The 14,811-nt window shown below is 56.1% G+C and carries 19 protein-coding genes; 7 read left to right on the top strand and 12 right to left on the bottom strand.

Going from position 1 to position 14,811, the window contains the following annotated elements:
• Positions 1-4: 4 nt before the first annotated feature.
• Both AC3EMD_RS07330 and yfbV read right to left on the bottom strand, forming a co-directional pair.
• Positions 5-499: a YfbU family protein gene (locus tag AC3EMD_RS07330; RefSeq protein WP_012540982.1), complete on the bottom strand. Its 495-nt coding sequence runs from the start codon at positions 497-499 to the stop codon at positions 5-7.
• Positions 500-586: 87 nt separating this feature from the next.
• Positions 587-1,042 (bottom strand): terminus macrodomain insulation protein YfbV, encoded by a 456-nt coding sequence (gene yfbV, locus AC3EMD_RS07325; RefSeq protein WP_002913194.1) that lies wholly within the window; start codon positions 1,040-1,042, stop codon positions 587-589.
• Between the two features lie 338 nt (positions 1,043-1,380).
• On the opposite strand from yfbV, the gene ackA reads away from it, so the two are divergent.
• Complete coding sequence (ackA, locus tag AC3EMD_RS07320; protein ID WP_008803940.1) at positions 1,381-2,583, top strand: acetate kinase; 1,203 nt, start codon at positions 1,381-1,383, stop codon at positions 2,581-2,583.
• 200 nt (positions 2,584-2,783) lie between these two features.
• A complete protein-coding gene (gene pta, locus AC3EMD_RS07315; RefSeq protein ID WP_008803939.1) occupies positions 2,784-4,931 on the top strand; it encodes a phosphate acetyltransferase in 2,148 nt (715 codons plus the stop codon).
• A gap of 90 nt (positions 4,932-5,021) precedes the next feature.
• Here pta and yfcD read toward each other — a convergent pair whose 3' ends face one another.
• Genes yfcD through yfcF form a run of 3 tightly spaced genes read right to left on the bottom strand, consistent with a single transcriptional unit; the run spans position 5,022 to position 6,877 of the window.
• Complete coding sequence (gene yfcD, locus AC3EMD_RS07310) at positions 5,022-5,567, bottom strand: NUDIX hydrolase YfcD (RefSeq protein WP_012540981.1); 546 nt, start codon at positions 5,565-5,567, stop codon at positions 5,022-5,024.
• 57 nt (positions 5,568-5,624) lie between these two features.
• Positions 5,625-6,176, bottom strand: a complete 552-nt coding sequence (gene yfcE / locus AC3EMD_RS07305) for a phosphodiesterase (RefSeq protein WP_012967508.1) — start codon at positions 6,174-6,176, stop codon at positions 5,625-5,627.
• A gap of 56 nt (positions 6,177-6,232) precedes the next feature.
• Positions 6,233-6,877, bottom strand: a complete 645-nt coding sequence (gene yfcF, locus AC3EMD_RS07300) for a glutathione transferase (RefSeq protein ID WP_016161591.1) — start codon at positions 6,875-6,877, stop codon at positions 6,233-6,235.
• 190 nt (positions 6,878-7,067) lie between these two features.
• On the opposite strand from yfcF, the gene yfcG reads away from it, so the two are divergent.
• The 3 genes from yfcG to AC3EMD_RS07285 all read left to right on the top strand — a co-directional run bounded on the left by yfcG (position 7,068) and on the right by AC3EMD_RS07285 (position 9,037).
• Positions 7,068-7,697 carry a GSH-dependent disulfide bond oxidoreductase gene (yfcG, locus tag AC3EMD_RS07295; protein ID WP_032733391.1) on the top strand — a complete coding sequence of 210 codons (630 nt, stop codon included), beginning with the start codon at positions 7,068-7,070 and terminating at the stop codon, positions 7,695-7,697.
• Positions 7,698-7,762: 65 nt separating this feature from the next.
• Complete coding sequence (gene folX / locus AC3EMD_RS07290; RefSeq protein WP_002913200.1) at positions 7,763-8,125, top strand: dihydroneopterin triphosphate 2'-epimerase; 363 nt, start codon at positions 7,763-7,765, stop codon at positions 8,123-8,125.
• An 18-nt stretch (positions 8,126-8,143) separates the two neighbouring features.
• Positions 8,144-9,037, top strand: coding sequence for a TIGR01777 family oxidoreductase (locus AC3EMD_RS07285; protein ID WP_012967505.1), 894 nt, complete (start codon positions 8,144-8,146; stop codon positions 9,035-9,037).
• Here the strand turns inward: AC3EMD_RS07285 and AC3EMD_RS07280 are convergent.
• Positions 9,017-9,133 (bottom strand): hypothetical protein, encoded by a 117-nt coding sequence (locus AC3EMD_RS07280; RefSeq protein WP_046881786.1) that lies wholly within the window; start codon positions 9,131-9,133, stop codon positions 9,017-9,019. The two genes, AC3EMD_RS07285 and AC3EMD_RS07280, sit on opposite strands and share 21 nt — an antisense overlap.
• 119 nt (positions 9,134-9,252) lie before the next feature.
• On the opposite strand from AC3EMD_RS07280, the gene AC3EMD_RS07275 reads away from it, so the two are divergent.
• Positions 9,253-9,780 carry a GNAT family N-acetyltransferase gene (locus AC3EMD_RS07275; RefSeq protein WP_022066030.1) on the top strand — a complete coding sequence of 176 codons (528 nt, stop codon included), beginning with the start codon at positions 9,253-9,255 and terminating at the stop codon, positions 9,778-9,780.
• A 5-nt stretch (positions 9,781-9,785) separates the two neighbouring features.
• Here AC3EMD_RS07275 and hisP read toward each other — a convergent pair whose 3' ends face one another.
• The 5 genes from hisP to argT all read right to left on the bottom strand — a co-directional run bounded on the left by hisP (position 9,786) and on the right by argT (position 13,863).
• Entirely contained in the window at positions 9,786-10,559 is a 774-nt protein-coding gene (gene hisP / locus AC3EMD_RS07270; RefSeq protein WP_008803931.1) for a histidine ABC transporter ATP-binding protein HisP, read from the bottom strand.
• Between the two features lie 7 nt (positions 10,560-10,566).
• A complete protein-coding gene (hisM, locus tag AC3EMD_RS07265; protein WP_002913207.1) occupies positions 10,567-11,283 on the bottom strand; it encodes a histidine ABC transporter permease HisM in 717 nt (238 codons plus the stop codon).
• Entirely contained in the window at positions 11,280-11,966 is a 687-nt protein-coding gene (locus AC3EMD_RS07260; RefSeq protein ID WP_004201769.1) for a histidine ABC transporter permease HisQ, read from the bottom strand. The genes hisM and AC3EMD_RS07260 overlap by 4 nt, the downstream gene beginning before the upstream one ends.
• 64 nt (positions 11,967-12,030) lie before the next feature.
• Positions 12,031-12,813 carry a histidine ABC transporter substrate-binding protein HisJ gene (gene hisJ, locus AC3EMD_RS07255; protein WP_002913209.1) on the bottom strand — a complete coding sequence of 261 codons (783 nt, stop codon included), beginning with the start codon at positions 12,811-12,813 and terminating at the stop codon, positions 12,031-12,033.
• A gap of 267 nt (positions 12,814-13,080) precedes the next feature.
• Positions 13,081-13,863, bottom strand: a complete 783-nt coding sequence (gene argT, locus AC3EMD_RS07250) for a lysine/arginine/ornithine ABC transporter substrate-binding protein ArgT (protein WP_008803930.1) — start codon at positions 13,861-13,863, stop codon at positions 13,081-13,083.
• Between the two features lie 40 nt (positions 13,864-13,903).
• Between argT and AC3EMD_RS07245 the strand changes: the two genes are divergently transcribed.
• Complete coding sequence (locus AC3EMD_RS07245) at positions 13,904-14,065, top strand: hypothetical protein (protein WP_012540975.1); 162 nt, start codon at positions 13,904-13,906, stop codon at positions 14,063-14,065.
• A 65-nt stretch (positions 14,066-14,130) separates the two neighbouring features.
• Here the strand turns inward: AC3EMD_RS07245 and AC3EMD_RS07240 are convergent, their stop codons facing one another.
• Positions 14,131-14,715: a UbiX family flavin prenyltransferase gene (locus AC3EMD_RS07240; RefSeq protein WP_044614578.1), complete on the bottom strand. Its 585-nt coding sequence runs from the start codon at positions 14,713-14,715 to the stop codon at positions 14,131-14,133.
• Positions 14,716-14,811 lie beyond the last annotated feature (96 nt).

Genomic DNA, 14,811 nt, shown 5'->3' with positions numbered 1-14,811 from the left:
TCCCTCAGGCATTGATAATTTGGTTAATTTCATTACTGCTCAGGTGATACTGGCGCGGACAGGCGTGCCAGACGCTCAGCATCCGCTGATATTTCTCCCACATCGGGGTCTGCGAGTTAAAGCCATGAGTGCCGGCGTCAAAATGGCTGTAGCGGCCTTCAATATTGACCATAAAGCGTACATAGCCGAGAAAACGCGCTTCGGTGGCGGCATCAAATCCGAGGAAGGTAACCCGACGCTCGTCGATACCCGCCGCGTCTTTCAGGTTGGTCCAGGAGACATGTAGCGCGTGGTACATCTCCATGATATCGATAACGGTACGGCAGGTTTCTTCCGTCAGCTGGCCAAACTCGCGGTCCAGTTCGCGCATCTGCAGCCCATACCCACGCTCAATGATGGTTTGCAGACGACGGTAGCGTTCCGCATTGTCCGGGTCGAGCATCGTCATCATTTTGTACTGATTGGATAAAATCAGACGCTGCGCATTGGTCATTTCCATGTTGTGACTCCTGTAGCACGGTAGGGCGTGAAATAAAGAAGGCGCATAAATCATGCGCCTTCTTTTATATGCGTTTTCCGTAGTGAATTACAAATCATCAAGGAAAGTTTTATCCAGTTGTTTGAAGGCGCGCTTAAGCGTGTCAGCCAGCGCCTGATAATCGGGCTTGCCTTCGACCGGCGCCAGCGCCTGCCCCGCCTCCTGCAGTTTGCCGCGCACTTCGTAAAACCAGTTGAGAATGGAGGGCGGCAGCGGCGTCACCGAACGCTTACCCAACCACCATAATCCCTGCATCGGCAGGCTCAGGGCAAACAGCGCGGTAGCGACGGCGGGACCCAGCTGGCCGCCCAGGGCTATCTGCCAGCACAGCGTAAAAATGGCGATCGGCGGCATGATACGGATAGCATAGCGGGTGGCACGAATAATGCGGTTTTCGATAAACACCGGCGCGAGGCGCTTGTCGAGAGGCCAGGTCTTTGCGTAATGCTGCCCGCGGTTGAACAAGCTAAAGAAGCTAACGGGGCGTTTCTCAGGGGTCGACATGGCTTTACCTCAACTTTACATATAAAACTTAAAAAATTCGTGCAAAACACCAACTATGCATGACATCGTTCAAAAGATTTTGGCAAAGGATGCCGCAATCAGGTATCCTGTGCCCGCCTGAAAGGGCGGATAGACTCTTTTGCCAGGCTAGTCAAATTATCGCATATTCTGCCATTGGCTGAAAATTATGCAAAATGGCATAAAATCAAATGTACTTCTCTCATCGTGCCCGAAAACAGAACAAGGCATGATGTTAATCATAAATGTCGAGGTCATCCTGCGCTACGCTAATGACACACTGACGTTTTTTTAGCCACGTATCATAAAAAGGTACTTCCATGTCGAGTAAGTTAGTACTGGTTCTGAACTGCGGTAGCTCCTCTCTGAAATTTGCTATCCTTGATGCCGTTAACGGCGACGAATATCTGTCCGGTTTAGCGGAATGCTTCCACCTGCCGGAAGCCCGTATCAAATGGAAAATTGACGGCGGCAAGCAAGAAGCTGAATTAGGCGCCGGTGCCGCGCACAGTGAAGCACTGAACTTTATCGTTAACACTATTCTGGCACAAAAACCAGAACTGTCTGCTCAGCTGACCGCAATCGGCCACCGTATCGTACACGGCGGTGAAAAATACACCAGCTCCGTGGTGATCGACGAGTCTGTGATTCAGGGTATTAAAGACGCAGCGTCTTTCGCACCGCTGCACAACCCGGCACACCTGATCGGCATCGCTGAAGCGCTGAAATCCTTCCCGCATCTGAAAGACAAAAACGTGGCCGTATTCGATACGGCGTTCCACCAGACCATGCCGGAAGAATCCTATCTCTACGCCCTGCCGTACAGCCTGTACAAAGAGCATGGCGTTCGTCGTTACGGCGCGCACGGCACCAGCCACTTCTATGTGACTCAGGAAGCCGCTAAGATCCTGAACAAGCCGGTGGAAGAGCTGAACATCATCACCTGCCACCTCGGCAACGGTGGTTCTGTTTCCGCTATCCGTAACGGTAAATGCGTTGATACCTCTATGGGGCTGACGCCGCTGGAAGGTCTGGTGATGGGTACCCGCTCCGGCGACATCGACCCGGCAATCATCTTCCATCTGCACGACACCCTGGGCATGAGCGTTGACGCGATCAACAAAATGCTGACCAAAGAGTCCGGCCTGCTGGGTCTGACCGAAGTCACCAGCGACTGCCGCTACGTGGAAGACAACTACCAGGAAAAAGCCGACGCTAAACGCGCGATGGACGTCTACTGCCACCGCCTGGCGAAATACATCGGCTCCTACACCGCGCTGATGGACGGTCGTCTCGACGCCGTTATCTTCACCGGCGGTATCGGTGAAAACGCCGCGATGGTGCGTGAACTGTCGCTGGGCAAACTGGGCGTCCTGGGCTTCGAAGTTGACCACGAACGTAACCTGGCTGCCCGTTTCGGCAAGTCTGGCTTCATCAACAAAGAAGGCACCCGTCCTGCCGTGGTTATCCCGACCAACGAAGAACTGGTCATCGCGCAAGACGCCAGCCGTCTGACCGCTTAATTCCACACCGCCAGCCATAACCTTCAATAATTCGAGCTGCAGGAAGGCGGCGACGCAGCAAATCCCCGGTGGCGTACACCACGTACGCCACCGGGGTGAGCAAGTAGAGCCAACGCGCATGCAACTTGAAGTATGACGGGTAGCTGGTGGTGCTGTTTTGTATCCCGCCTGATACTGGCGGTAACGAAAGAGGATATACCGTGTCCCGTACTATCATGTTAATTCCTACCGGTACCAGCGTAGGCCTGACCAGCGTCAGCCTCGGTGTGATCCGTGCTATGGAACGCAAAGGCGTTCGTCTGAGCGTCTTTAAACCAATCGCCCAACCGCGCTCCGGTGGCGATGCGCCAGACCAGACCACCACCATCGTTCGCGCCAGCTCCTCCACGACCACCGCCGCTGAACCGCTGAAGATGAACCACGTTGAATCTCTGCTCTCCAGCAATCAGAAAGATGTGCTGATGGAAGAGATCATCGCCAACTATCACGCGAACACTCAGGATGCGGAAGTAGTACTGGTGGAAGGCCTGGTGCCGACCCGTAAGCATCAGTTCGCGCAGGCGCTGAACTTTGAAATCGCCAAAACGCTGAACGCGGAAATCGTCTTCGTGATGTCGCAGGGCACCGATACGCCAGAGCAGCTGAACGAGCGTATTGAACTGACCCGCAACAGCTTTGGCGGCGCGAAAAACACCAGCATTACCGGCGTTATCGTCAACAAACTGAACGCACCGGTCGACGAGCAGGGCCGTACCCGTCCTGACCTGTCAGAAATCTTCGACGACTCGTCGAAAGCGAAAGTCGTGAAGATCGACCCGGCTCAGCTGCAGAAAGGCAGCACCCTGCCGGTGCTGGGCGCGGTGCCGTGGAGCTTCGATCTGATCGCCACCCGCGCGATCGACATGGCGCATCACCTGAATGCCACCATCATCAACGAAGGCGATATCAACACCCGCCGCGTGAAATCCGTGACCTTCTGCGCGCGCAGCATCCCACACATGCTGGAGCACTTCCGTGCAGGCTCGCTGCTGGTCACCTCGGCAGATCGTCCTGACGTGCTGGTCGCTGCCTGCCTGGCCGCGATGAACGGCGTGGAAATCGGCGCCATCCTGCTGACCGGCGGCTATGAAATGGACGCGCGCATCAGCAAGCTGTGCGAACGTGCCTTCGCCACCGGCCTGCCGGTGTTTATGGTCAATACCAATACCTGGCAGACCTCCCTGAGCCTGCAGAGCTTCAACCTCGAAGTACCGGTTGACGATCACGAGCGCATCGAGAAAGTTCAGGAATACGTGGCCAACTACATCAACGCCGACTGGATCGAATCGCTGACCGCGACCTCCGAGCGCAGCCGTCGTCTCTCCCCGCCAGCTTTCCGCTACCAGCTGACCGAGCTGGCGCGCAAAGCCGGCAAACGCGTTGTCCTGCCGGAAGGCGACGAACCGCGTACCGTGAAAGCCGCCGCTATCTGTGCGGAACGTGGCATCGCCACCTGTGTGCTGCTGGGTAACCCGGATGAGATCAACCGCGTTGCCGCAGCGCAGGGCGTTGAGCTGGGCGCGGGTATCGAAATCGTCGACCCGGAAGTGGTTCGCGAAAGCTACGTGGCTCGCCTGGTCGAACTGCGTAAGAGCAAGGGCATGACCGAAGCCGTCGCTCGCGAGCAGCTGGAAGACAACGTGGTTCTCGGCACCCTGATGCTGGAACAAGACGAAGTCGACGGCCTGGTGTCCGGCGCGGTTCACACCACCGCCAACACCATTCGTCCGCCGCTGCAGCTGATCAAAACCGCACCGGGCAGCTCGCTGGTCTCTTCCGTATTCTTCATGCTGCTGCCGGAACAGGTTTATGTCTACGGCGACTGCGCGATCAACCCGGATCCGACGGCAGAACAGCTGGCGGAAATCGCTATTCAGTCCGCTGACTCCGCCATTGCTTTCGGTATCGAACCGCGCGTAGCGATGCTCTCCTACTCCACCGGTACCTCCGGCGCGGGTAGCGATGTTGAGAAAGTCCGCGAAGCGACCCGTCTGGCGCAGGAAAAACGTCCTGACCTGATGATCGATGGCCCGCTGCAGTACGACGCCGCCGTCATGGCTGACGTGGCGAAATCCAAAGCGCCGAATTCGCCGGTTGCTGGCCGCGCGACCGTTTTCATCTTCCCGGATCTGAACACCGGTAACACCACGTACAAAGCGGTACAGCGCTCTGCCGACCTGATCTCCATCGGGCCGATGCTGCAGGGTATGCGCAAGCCGGTCAACGACCTGTCTCGTGGCGCCCTGGTTGACGATATCGTCTATACCATCGCTCTGACCGCGATCCAGTCAGCTCAGCAGCAGAAGTAATTCCCCGCTGAGATAAAAGCAAAAGGCAGCCAGATGGCTGCCTTTTTTCGTCAGGAGGCGAGCAGCTGTTGCTGCTGCGCGATTGCGGTATTACTCGCCCTCTTCCGCGTCATCATACTCATTACCCGCGTTACGGGTCATCCACAGCGCCAGCGCTTTCAGCGAGTCCGGCGTGAATTCATCGCAGCGGGCGGTGATCTCTTCCGGCGTTAACCAACACACCTCGCTGACCTCTTCTTCCTGCAGCGCAAATGGCCCATGCGAGACGCAGCTGAACAGGCTTCCCCAGACGCGACAGAACTTATCTTCGTAGTAAAACTGACCGTGATCGGCAAACGGTACTCCCGCGATGCCTAACTCTTCTTCGGCCTCGCGACGGGCAGACTCCAGCAGTTGCTCATCGGCCTGAACGACGCCGCCGGCGGTGGCATCCAGCATGCCCGGATGAAAGTCTTTTGTCTCGGTGCGTCGCTGCACCAGAATTTTTCCCATTCCGTCGTGAACGACGATATAGGTCGCCCGGTGACGCAGGCACTGCGCGCGCATCTGCTCGCGGCTGGATTGTGCTATCACCTCATTGTTTTCATTAACAATATCGACCCATTCTGTGCTTGCCAAATGATTCTGTTCCGCCATCAGGAAACCTTACTTTGAAAGCGCTCTCGCGGCGCGTCTTTATGATTGAGGGCTAAATTACGGGTAAATTGCGACCTCTGCAATAACCTGATTATCATTGAGTGCTAAAACCTGCAGACGCCCCTGATCCAGCAGCCCATAGCTGGCGGAATATCCCCCTTTCGGGATACTCACTGAGCCAGGGTTAAACAGGTAGATCGCACCGCGTTTTTCCGCAACCGGAATATGAGTATGGCCGTAAGCCAGAACATCGCCAGCGTCCAGCGGCGGCAAATTTTCCGGGCTATAAAGATGGCCATGGGTCAGAAACAGGCGGTAGCGTTCGCTGAGCACCTGTTGCCAGGGCGCGGTCATGGGAAAACGAAGTAGCATCTGATCCACTTCGCTGTCGCAATTGCCGCGAACGGCAATAATGCGCTCCGCCACGCTGTTAAGCCGCTCGGCCACCTCCGCCGGCGCATAGCCTTCCGGCAGCGCATTGCGTGGCCCGTGATTGAGCACATCGCCGAGAATAATAAGCCACCTGGCGCCGCTTTGCGCGAATCGTTCAAGCACGCGTTCCGTAGCGGGCAGCGAACCGTGAATATCGGAGGCAAACATCAGTTTCATAGATTCCATCTCCACTGGTTACAATGCCACTATGATAGCGGAAGCGCGGCGGGCGATCAGCCTGCGCGTTTGGCGGAAAGCGCGGCGTAACGCTGGATTGAGGCCCGTTGCCACTGAAAAGTCGCATAATCGGCCAGCGTCTCCGGCACCTCATCGCCATTGAGAACCAGACGATTGAGCATCAGCGCCAGGTCGGCGTCGGCAATGGACCATTCGCCAAATAAATTTTGCCCGCCGTGGGCCAGTAGCATGGCGGCGGTGGTAAACAGTTTTTCCGCAGATTGCTTGCCTGCCTCGCTGAGGGCCGGCATTTTCACCCCGCCAAACACCACGGCGGTGGATCGCTCTTCACGAATCGGCACCAGATCGCTGCGCAGCCAGGCCTGGATCTGCCGGGCGCGGGCGCGTTTTTGCAGATCATGCGGGTATATACGCTCCCACTCCGGCGGGGCGAAACGCTCATCCAGATACTCGGTAATCGCCGAGGACTCGCTCAGCGCGAAATCATCAACCTCCAGCAGCGGTACGCGACGGGTGGCGGTATAGCCCGTCCAGCCGGCCTGCAGATGTTCGCCGCGGTTCAGGTCGACGGTTTTAAGGCTAAAAGGCAGGCTCTTTTCCTGCAGGGCGACATAGACAGACATCACATACGGTGAGAAAAAATCGGCATCGGACCACAGGGTAATCACAGGCTGGCTCATGGCTTCCTCAAGGATGGTAGACAGGACAATAAGCCAACATAGCCTGGCTTGCCGGGGATGTCACTGCTCGTCCGCGCGTCAGCATCACGTGGCTGCCTCCAGACCGATGCGCCGCTCGCGGATTTCCACCCGGGTTGCGCAGCTTCACCTATACTCGAACAGTTTGCGACCCACGACGGCGGGAAATATTATGATCGATCTCTACTATGCACCCACCCCAAACGGCCACAAAATCACCCTGTTTCTCGAAGAGGCGCAGCTGGCCTATCGGCTAATTCGGGTCGATATCGGCAAAGGGGAACAGTTTCATCCACAGTTTCTGGCGATTTCGCCGAATAACAAAATCCCGGCGATTGTCGACCATATGCCTGTCGATGGCGGAGCGCCGTTGAGCGTCTTCGAGTCCGGCGCCATCCTGCTCTATCTGGCGGAGAAAAGCGGCAAGCTGCTGAGCGGTGAGCTGCGGGAGCGCTATATTACTCTGCAATGGCTATTCTGGCAGGTCGGCGGTCTTGGGCCGATGCTGGGACAAAATCAGCATTTTGCCCACTCGGCGCCGCAAACGGTGCCCTATGCCATTGAACGTTTTCAGGTGGAAACCCAGCGACTGTACGGGGTTCTCAACCACCGTCTCGAATCCAGTCCGTGGCTTGGCGGCGACCATTACAGCATCGCCGATATTGCCGCCTGGCCCTGGGTCAACAACCATGTCCGACAGCGTATCGATCTGGCGAACTATCCGGCGGTGCATAACTGGTATGAGCGCATTAAGCAGCGACCGGCGACCATTGAAGCGATGCTAAAAATTCAGCCTTATTAACCCCCTGCTCGCCCGTCGCGCTTTGTTGTATGATTGCAGAACTTACAACACGGAGGAAGCCTGCAATGTCTCAACCAGACGCCATTATTCGTATTAAGAACCTGCGCCTGCGTACTTTTATTGGAATTAAAGAGGAAGAGATCGCCAACCGCCAGGACGTGGTGGTGAATGTGGCGATTCACTATCCCGCCGATAAGGCGCGCGATAGCGAAGACATCAATGATGCGTTGAACTACCGCACCATTACCAAGCGCATCATCAGCCATCTTGAGAATGGCCGTTTCTCGTTGCTGGAAAAATTAACTCAGGATGTGCTGAATATCGCATGCGAACATCACTGGGTCACATATGCTGAAGTGGAGATCGATAAACTTCATGCGCTACGCTATGCCGACTCGGTGTCGATGACCATGAGCTGGCGGCGATAACGATGTCAGGGAGGTGGTATGAAGATCCTGCTTACGGGTGGCACCGGCCTGATTGGCCGACATCTGATACCCCGGTTGCTGGAGCTGGGGCATAGCGTCACGGTTTCCACGCGGCACCCGGATAGCGCCCGCGCCCGCCTCGATCCGCGCGTCACGCTGTGGCGCGATTTCGAAGGCCATCACCACCTCAATGATATTGATGCCGTGATTAATCTGGCAGGTGAGCCCATAGCTGATAAACGCTGGACGGCCGAGCAAAAACAACGCTTGTGCCATAGCCGCTGGGATCTCACTCAGCGGCTGGTGGGCCTGATCCACGCCAGCGACACGCCTCCCTCCGTGCTGATCAGCGGGTCTGCCACCGGCTACTACGGCGATCTCGGCGAGGTGGTGGTGACCGAAGAAGAACCACCGCACAATGAGTTTACCCATAAGCTTTGCGCCCGCTGGGAGCAAATTGCCTGCGAAGCGCAAAGCGAACGTACCCGCGTCTGCCTGCTGCGCACCGGCGTGGTACTGGCCCCGCGGGGCGGTATTCTCGGCAAAATGACGCCCGCCTTTAAGCTCGGCCTCGGTGGGCCTATCGGCAGCGGCAGACAGTATCTGGCCTGGATCCATATCGACGATATGGTTAACGGCATTCTGTGGCTGCTGGATAACAATCTACGCGGTCCGTTCAATATGGTTTCTCCCTACCCGGTGCATAACGAACAGTTCGCCCACGCCTTGGGTCATGCGCTCAATCGACCAGCCATTTTCCGCGTTCCTGCCGCTGCTATTCGCCTGCTGATGGGTGAGTCTGCCGTCCTGGTGCTCGGTGGCCAGCGCGCGCTGCCTAAGCGACTGGAAGCCGCTGGCTTCGCCTTCCGCTGGTACGATCTGGACGAAGCGCTAAAGGATGTGCTGAGTTAATGGCTGACACAGGGGAGCATTGGCCCTCCTGATTCCATTCTGCTGGCTCATGCTCCACGCCTGGATGGCCTCACCCAGGCGCTGCAGCATCGCCATATTCAGGACAACCAGCGCCCTTAATCGCCTGAATTCACCGCCAGCCGGCCGGTTCGCCGATGTTACCTGGAGAAGTAAAGTGCTAAGGTAGGCTTTTCTTTCTGCGTATTGACTGCTTTATGACAACCATCACCACACCACGCCTTTCGCTTACCCGCTTTGTTACCGATGACTGGCCCTTTTTTCTGCGCCTGCGCCAGGATCCGCTGGTGATGCGTTTTATGGGGGAAGTGTTAAGCGAGACGGCGCTGCGCAGCGTGTTTGCCAGCCGCTGTGCCGATCCCGGGGTGTTTGTTTTGCGTGATAAACGCGGCGACGCGCTGGGCGATATTGGGCTACGCATCAGTCCGAAAAATCCGCACGAGGCTGACGTCGGCTACGCCCTGCTACCGCAGGCTCAGGGAAGAGGCTATGCCAGCGAAGCGCTGCGCGCGATCTGCGATTATGGTTTCAGCACGCTGGGGGTGCAGGCCATCAATGCCTGGGTGCTGAGCGAAAATCATGGCTCATCGCGCCTGCTGGAGAAGCAAGGCTTTGTGCGCACTCAAGTGCTGGAGAAAGCCTATCATCTGAACGGCATCGATTACGATGACTGGATCTATCGGCTGGAGCGGGAAGTTCACCCGACGCCTACAGACGCCGGGTGAGCCGGTTATTTCAGCGACCCTTTCAGAAACTGCTGCAGGCGCGGGCTTTTCGGCGCGCCAAACAGCGCGTCCGGATGCCCTTCTTCTTCAATTTTGCCCTGATGCAGGAAAATAACATGCGAAGAGACGTGGCGGGCAAAGCCCATTTCGTGGGTCACCACCACCATGGTTTTTCCCTCTTCCGCCAGCTGCTGCATGATACGCAACACTTCGCCCACCAGTTCCGGATCCAGCGCGGACGTTGGCTCATCAAACAGCAGCACTTCCGGCTCCATCGCCAGCGCGCGGGCAATCGAGACACGCTGCTGCTGGCCACCGGAGAGATGCACCGGGTATTTCGCCTGCTGACGTTCGTCAATCCCGACCTTGGCCAGGTATTTTACCGCGCGATCGCGCGCTTCCTGTTTGCTTAAGCCCAGCACCTGAATCGGCGCCTCCATGACGTTCTCCAGCACCGTCATATGGCTCCACAGATTGAAATGCTGGAACACCATGGTCAGGCGGGTGCGCAGCAGGCGCAGCTGGTTCTTATCAGCCACCTTCAGCTGGCCGTCCTTATCCCTCACCAGGCCAATATTCTGGCCACTGACGACGATCGTGCCTTCGCTCGGTTTTTCAAGGAAGTTAATGCAGCGCAAAAAGGTACTTTTTCCGGAACCCGATGAACCGATGATACTGATAACGTCCCCGGCTTTCGCCTGCAGGGAGACGCCCTTCAGCACCTCGTGTTCCCCATAGCGTTTGTGCAGATCGATAACGTTTAATTTATTGTCGGACATGGCGTTCTCAATGCGTCGAAGAAGGTTTGATATGCTGCAACCAGCGCTTTTCCGCTTTACGGAACAAGCTAATCAGCACATACGAGATAATTAAATAGAGCACCGCGGCGATACCAAAGGCAGTGAACGGCTGATAGGTCGCGGAGTTAATATCGCGAGCGATTTTCAGCAGATCCGGCACCGTAGCGGTAAACGCCAGCGCGGTAGAGTGCAGCATCAGGATCACTTCGTTACTGTAGGCCGGTAGCGCAATGCGCAGCGCGGAAGGCAGAATAATGCAGCGGTACAGTTTGACGGACGAGAAGCCGTAGGCCCGTGCCGCTTCAATTTCTCCGGCAGGTACTGAGCGGATCGCCCCGGCGAAAATTTCAGTGGTATAGGCGCAGGTATTCAGGGTTAACGCCAGCACCGTGCAGTTTAGCCCGCTGCGGAAAAAAGCGTTCAGCAGCTCCGTGCCTTTGACGATTTCCAGGGTATACATGCCGGAGTAAAAAACCAGCAGTTGCACATACAGCGGCGTGCCGCGAAAGATGTAAGTGAACAGCCAGATGGGGAACTGGATAAATTTATTGCTCGAGACGCGGCCAATGGCCAGAAACACCGCCAGAATGCCGCCCATCACCACCGAAGAGATCAGCAACCATAAGGTAATCGCCACGCCGGTAAAGCGATAGCCGTCGGTCCACAGCAGTGATTTCCAGTACTCCTGAATAATTTCAATCACAGGTCAGCCCTCTTCACGCCAACGGTATAGCGGCGTTCGAGCAGCAGCAGTACGCCATTAGAAAGGGTGGTAAACACCAGATAAATCAGGCCGCAGACGATGGCGAAATAGAACGGCTGCCAGGTGCTTTTCCCGGCCAGCTGCGTGGCTTTGACCACATCCTCCAGCCCCAGCAGCGAGACCAGCGCCGTTGCCTTGAGAATAACCTGCCAGTTGTTGCCGATCCCCGGCAGCGCGTAGCGCATCATCGCCGGGAACAGAATACGCCGGAACGTCTGCCCGCCGCTAAAGCCAAAGGCGGTAGCCGCTTCGATATGCCCCTTCGGCACCGCAAGGTAGGCGCCGCGGAAAGTTTCCGTAAAATAGGCGCCATAGATAAAGCCGAGGGTAATAATCCCGGCGATCATCGGATCGATATCAAACTGCGCCATGCCCAGCGCATCGGTGACGCTGTTCAGCGCAATCTGCAGGCCATAGAAAATCAGCAGCATCAGCACCAGATCGGGCACGCCGCGAATCAGTGTGGTATAGCCTTCAAATACCAGCGCCAGAGGACGGTTGCTCGATAACTTTGCGCCAGCGCCCGCCAGCCCTATCAGGACGGCGAGAACGACCGAGCTGAGCGCAAGCTCCAGGGTGACGAGCGCACCCTGCAAAATAACCTGTGAAAACCCATACAGCATGCTGCCTACCCTGTCTGTCATTCACCATTGCGCGCGAAACGCACGCAATGGCGAGGCGTGAGAATTATTCGCCGTATACGTTAAAATCGAAGTATTTTTTCGCCAGTTTGTCGTAGGTGCCGTCCTTACGCATCTCTGCAAACGCCTTATTCAGCGCTTCACGCAGTTCGTTGTCTTCCTTACGCAGCCCCATACCGGTACCGACGCCGAACAGCTTCTCGTCTTTAATCGATGGTCCGCCAAACTGGTAATCTTTACCGATAGGCTGTTTCAGGAACCCTTCACTGGCCGCGACCTCATCCTGGAACGCGGCGTCGATACGGCCGGCGGTCAGGTCGGAATAGATATTGTCCTGCCCCTGATAGGAGACAATTTCGATACCTTTCGGCGCCCAGTGCTCATTGCCATAGGTTTCCTGAGTCGTCCCCTGCAGCACACCCACGCGCTTACCCTTCAGGGTGGCGAGATCCGGCGTTACCGGGCTGCCTTTTTTCACCACCAGACGCGAATCTGCCGCGTACAGCTTGTCAGTGAAGGCAATTTCCTGCTGGCGCTTTTCGGTAATCGACAGCGAAGACATAATCGCGTCGATTTTCTTGGCTTTTAAGGAGGGGATCAGTGCATCCAGCGGGTTTTCAACAAAGGTACATTGGGTATTAATACGCTTACACAGCTCTTTTGCCAGATCGATATCAAAACCCACCAATTCCCCCTGCGCATTCTTCGATTCGAAGGGGGCATAAGTCGGATCGGTGCCAATACGAATTTTTTGCGGAATGGCGGCAAAGACTGTGGAAACGCTGGAAAGGGCCAGCGCTAAAGAGAGAGACAACGCCAGTTTTTTCATAACTATCCTCGACAGACTGTCATTCTAACGGGTTTATTAGAACTATTTACGCCAGTTATCGTGCCATTATTCGCCCCTTGAGGGCAAAGATTTATGCACCAGAAAGGCCGATTTTTTGCATCAGAAACGCTTAACTATGCATTTTTTAGCCAAAAAACTGGCTGCTTTTGCACTGAAATGATCCACAGCGTTTTTTGTTGCACCGTTCTGGGGCAGGATCACGAGTATGGCGTCAGGCCCACACTATCGTGCGGGCCTGCAGCAGTCTTAGTCGCCGTAAACGTTAAAATCGAAGTATTTCTTCGCCATTTTGTCGTAGGTGCCGTCTTTACGTATCTCGCCCAGCGCTTTATCAAACGCGGCTTTCAGTTCGACGTCGTCCTTACGCAGACCGATACCGGTACCATCGCCAAAGTACTTTTTATCTTTCACCGACGGGCCGGCGAAGGCGAAATCTTTCCCGGCAGGCTGTTTCAGGAAGCCTTCGCTGGCGGCGACTTCATCCTGCAGCGCCGCATCCAGACGGCCAGCAGCGAGGTCTGAATAAATCAGATCCTGGTTCTGGTAGGCCACCACGTCAACGCCCTGGCTGCGCCAGCGGTCATTGGCATAGGCTTCCTGAGTCGAACCTTGCAGCACCCCGACGTGCTTACCTTTCAGCGCCTCCAGCGTCGGCTGGATCGGCGACCCTTTGGCGGCGATCAGACGCGAGTCAGCGGCATAAAGCTTGTCAGAGAAAGCGATCTCTTGCTGACGCTTCTCGGTAATGGAGAGCGAAGAGATGATGGCGTCAATTTTCTTCGCCTTGAGGGAGGGGATCAGGGAGTCAAAATCACTGCCGACCCAGGTACATTTCACCTTAATTCGGGAGCACAGCTCATTGCCTAAATCGATATCAAAACCAACAAAGTCCCCTTTTGCGTCTTTCGACGAAAATGGCGCATAGGTCGCGTCAGTGCCAATGCGAATGCTCTGCGGCAGAGCAGCAAACACGCTCGCCGTGCTGCTCATTCCCACGAGTAAAGAGAGAGCCAGAATCGTCTTCTTCATACAGTACCCTTAAGTGTCGTGATGTGGTGCGTTGCTTGTTATGGTGATTGCCGATCAATCCTGCAGTTTTTGTGCCATCTTCCCGGTGCGTGCCGGGAACAGGGTTAAATTTGTTAAAATAAAGTTGCAGGATTGTCTTGGAAGGGAAGATACCAGCATTACTGGCGAAACCGCAGTGCCTCAGCGCAAAAAGACGAAATAAATGTCGAGGATTTGATCGGGACGACAAATTTGCACCACTGCGGCGCAAGCGTACATTGATTGCACTTATTTAGTGCAATCCTGTGTCCCCTGCCAGCGGGTAAACAGGTCTTGAGACAGGCTAATATCGAACTGATCGAGCACCCGGTTGACGGTCTGGTTGATGACATCATCCAGGCTTTGCGGCCGGTGATAAAAAGCCGGCACCGGCGGCATAATGACCGCCCCGAGCTCCGCGGCCTGAACCAGCAGTCGCAGATGGCCGAGATGGAACGGCGTTTCCCGCACGCAGAGCACCAGCGGACGACGCTCCTTCAGCACAACATCGGCCGCCCGCGTCAGCAGGCCATCCGTATAGCTATGGACAATACCCGAGAGTGTTTTCATTGAGCAGGGTAAAATCACCATCCCGGCGGTTTTAAACGAGCCGGACGAGATACTGGCGGCGATATCGCGAGCGTCATGTACCACATCGGCCAGCGCCTGCACGTCGCGCACGCTGAAGTCGGTCTCGAGGGCCAGCGTTTGCCGCGCCGCCTGGCTGAGGATCAGATGGGTCTCAATCTCCGGCACATCCCGCAGCACCTGCAGCATCCGCACGCCATAGATAGCGCCGCTGGCGCCAGAAATGCCAATAATCAGTCGTTTCACGTTCTGTTACCCCTTGCGCGTGTGCCGCAGACTTTGCCGGATTATAGCCTGTGGCGCAACTATTGACGCGCAGTTGATGGGCGAAAAAAAGCCCGC

This window comes from Klebsiella sp. PK18 (assembly GCF_057784655.1).
Note: the sequence above shows the minus strand (reverse complement) of the source record. Positions and strands in the feature narration are given on the sequence as shown.

Coding starts and splice junctions, on each gene's coding strand:
- hisP (WP_008803931.1), bottom strand. CDS start 10,559: ATGTCCGACAATAAATTAAACGTTATCGATCTGCACAAACGCTATGGG.
- yfcE (WP_012967508.1), bottom strand. CDS start 6,176: ATGAAACTGATGTTTGCCTCCGATATTCACGGTTCGCTGCCCGCTACG.
- AC3EMD_RS07275 (WP_022066030.1), top strand. CDS start 9,253: ATGACAACCATCACCACACCACGCCTTTCGCTTACCCGCTTTGTTACC.
- AC3EMD_RS07285 (WP_012967505.1), top strand. CDS start 8,144: ATGAAGATCCTGCTTACGGGTGGCACCGGCCTGATTGGCCGACATCTG.
- yfbV (WP_002913194.1), bottom strand. CDS start 1,042: ATGTCGACCCCTGAGAAACGCCCCGTTAGCTTCTTTAGCTTGTTCAAC.
- argT (WP_008803930.1), bottom strand. CDS start 13,863: ATGAAGAAGACGATTCTGGCTCTCTCTTTACTCGTGGGAATGAGCAGC.
- hisJ (WP_002913209.1), bottom strand. CDS start 12,813: ATGAAAAAACTGGCGTTGTCTCTCTCTTTAGCGCTGGCCCTTTCCAGC.
- AC3EMD_RS07260 (WP_004201769.1), bottom strand. CDS start 11,966: ATGCTGTATGGGTTTTCACAGGTTATTTTGCAGGGTGCGCTCGTCACC.
- AC3EMD_RS07330 (WP_012540982.1), bottom strand. CDS start 499: ATGGAAATGACCAATGCGCAGCGTCTGATTTTATCCAATCAGTACAAA.
- yfcG (WP_032733391.1), top strand. CDS start 7,068: ATGATCGATCTCTACTATGCACCCACCCCAAACGGCCACAAAATCACC.
- yfcD (WP_012540981.1), bottom strand. CDS start 5,567: ATGGCGGAACAGAATCATTTGGCAAGCACAGAATGGGTCGATATTGTT.
- AC3EMD_RS07245 (WP_012540975.1), top strand. CDS start 13,904: ATGGTGATTGCCGATCAATCCTGCAGTTTTTGTGCCATCTTCCCGGTG.
- ackA (WP_008803940.1), top strand. CDS start 1,381: ATGTCGAGTAAGTTAGTACTGGTTCTGAACTGCGGTAGCTCCTCTCTG.
- AC3EMD_RS07280 (WP_046881786.1), bottom strand. CDS start 9,133: ATGGCGATGCTGCAGCGCCTGGGTGAGGCCATCCAGGCGTGGAGCATG.
- folX (WP_002913200.1), top strand. CDS start 7,763: ATGTCTCAACCAGACGCCATTATTCGTATTAAGAACCTGCGCCTGCGT.
- yfcF (WP_016161591.1), bottom strand. CDS start 6,877: ATGAGCCAGCCTGTGATTACCCTGTGGTCCGATGCCGATTTTTTCTCA.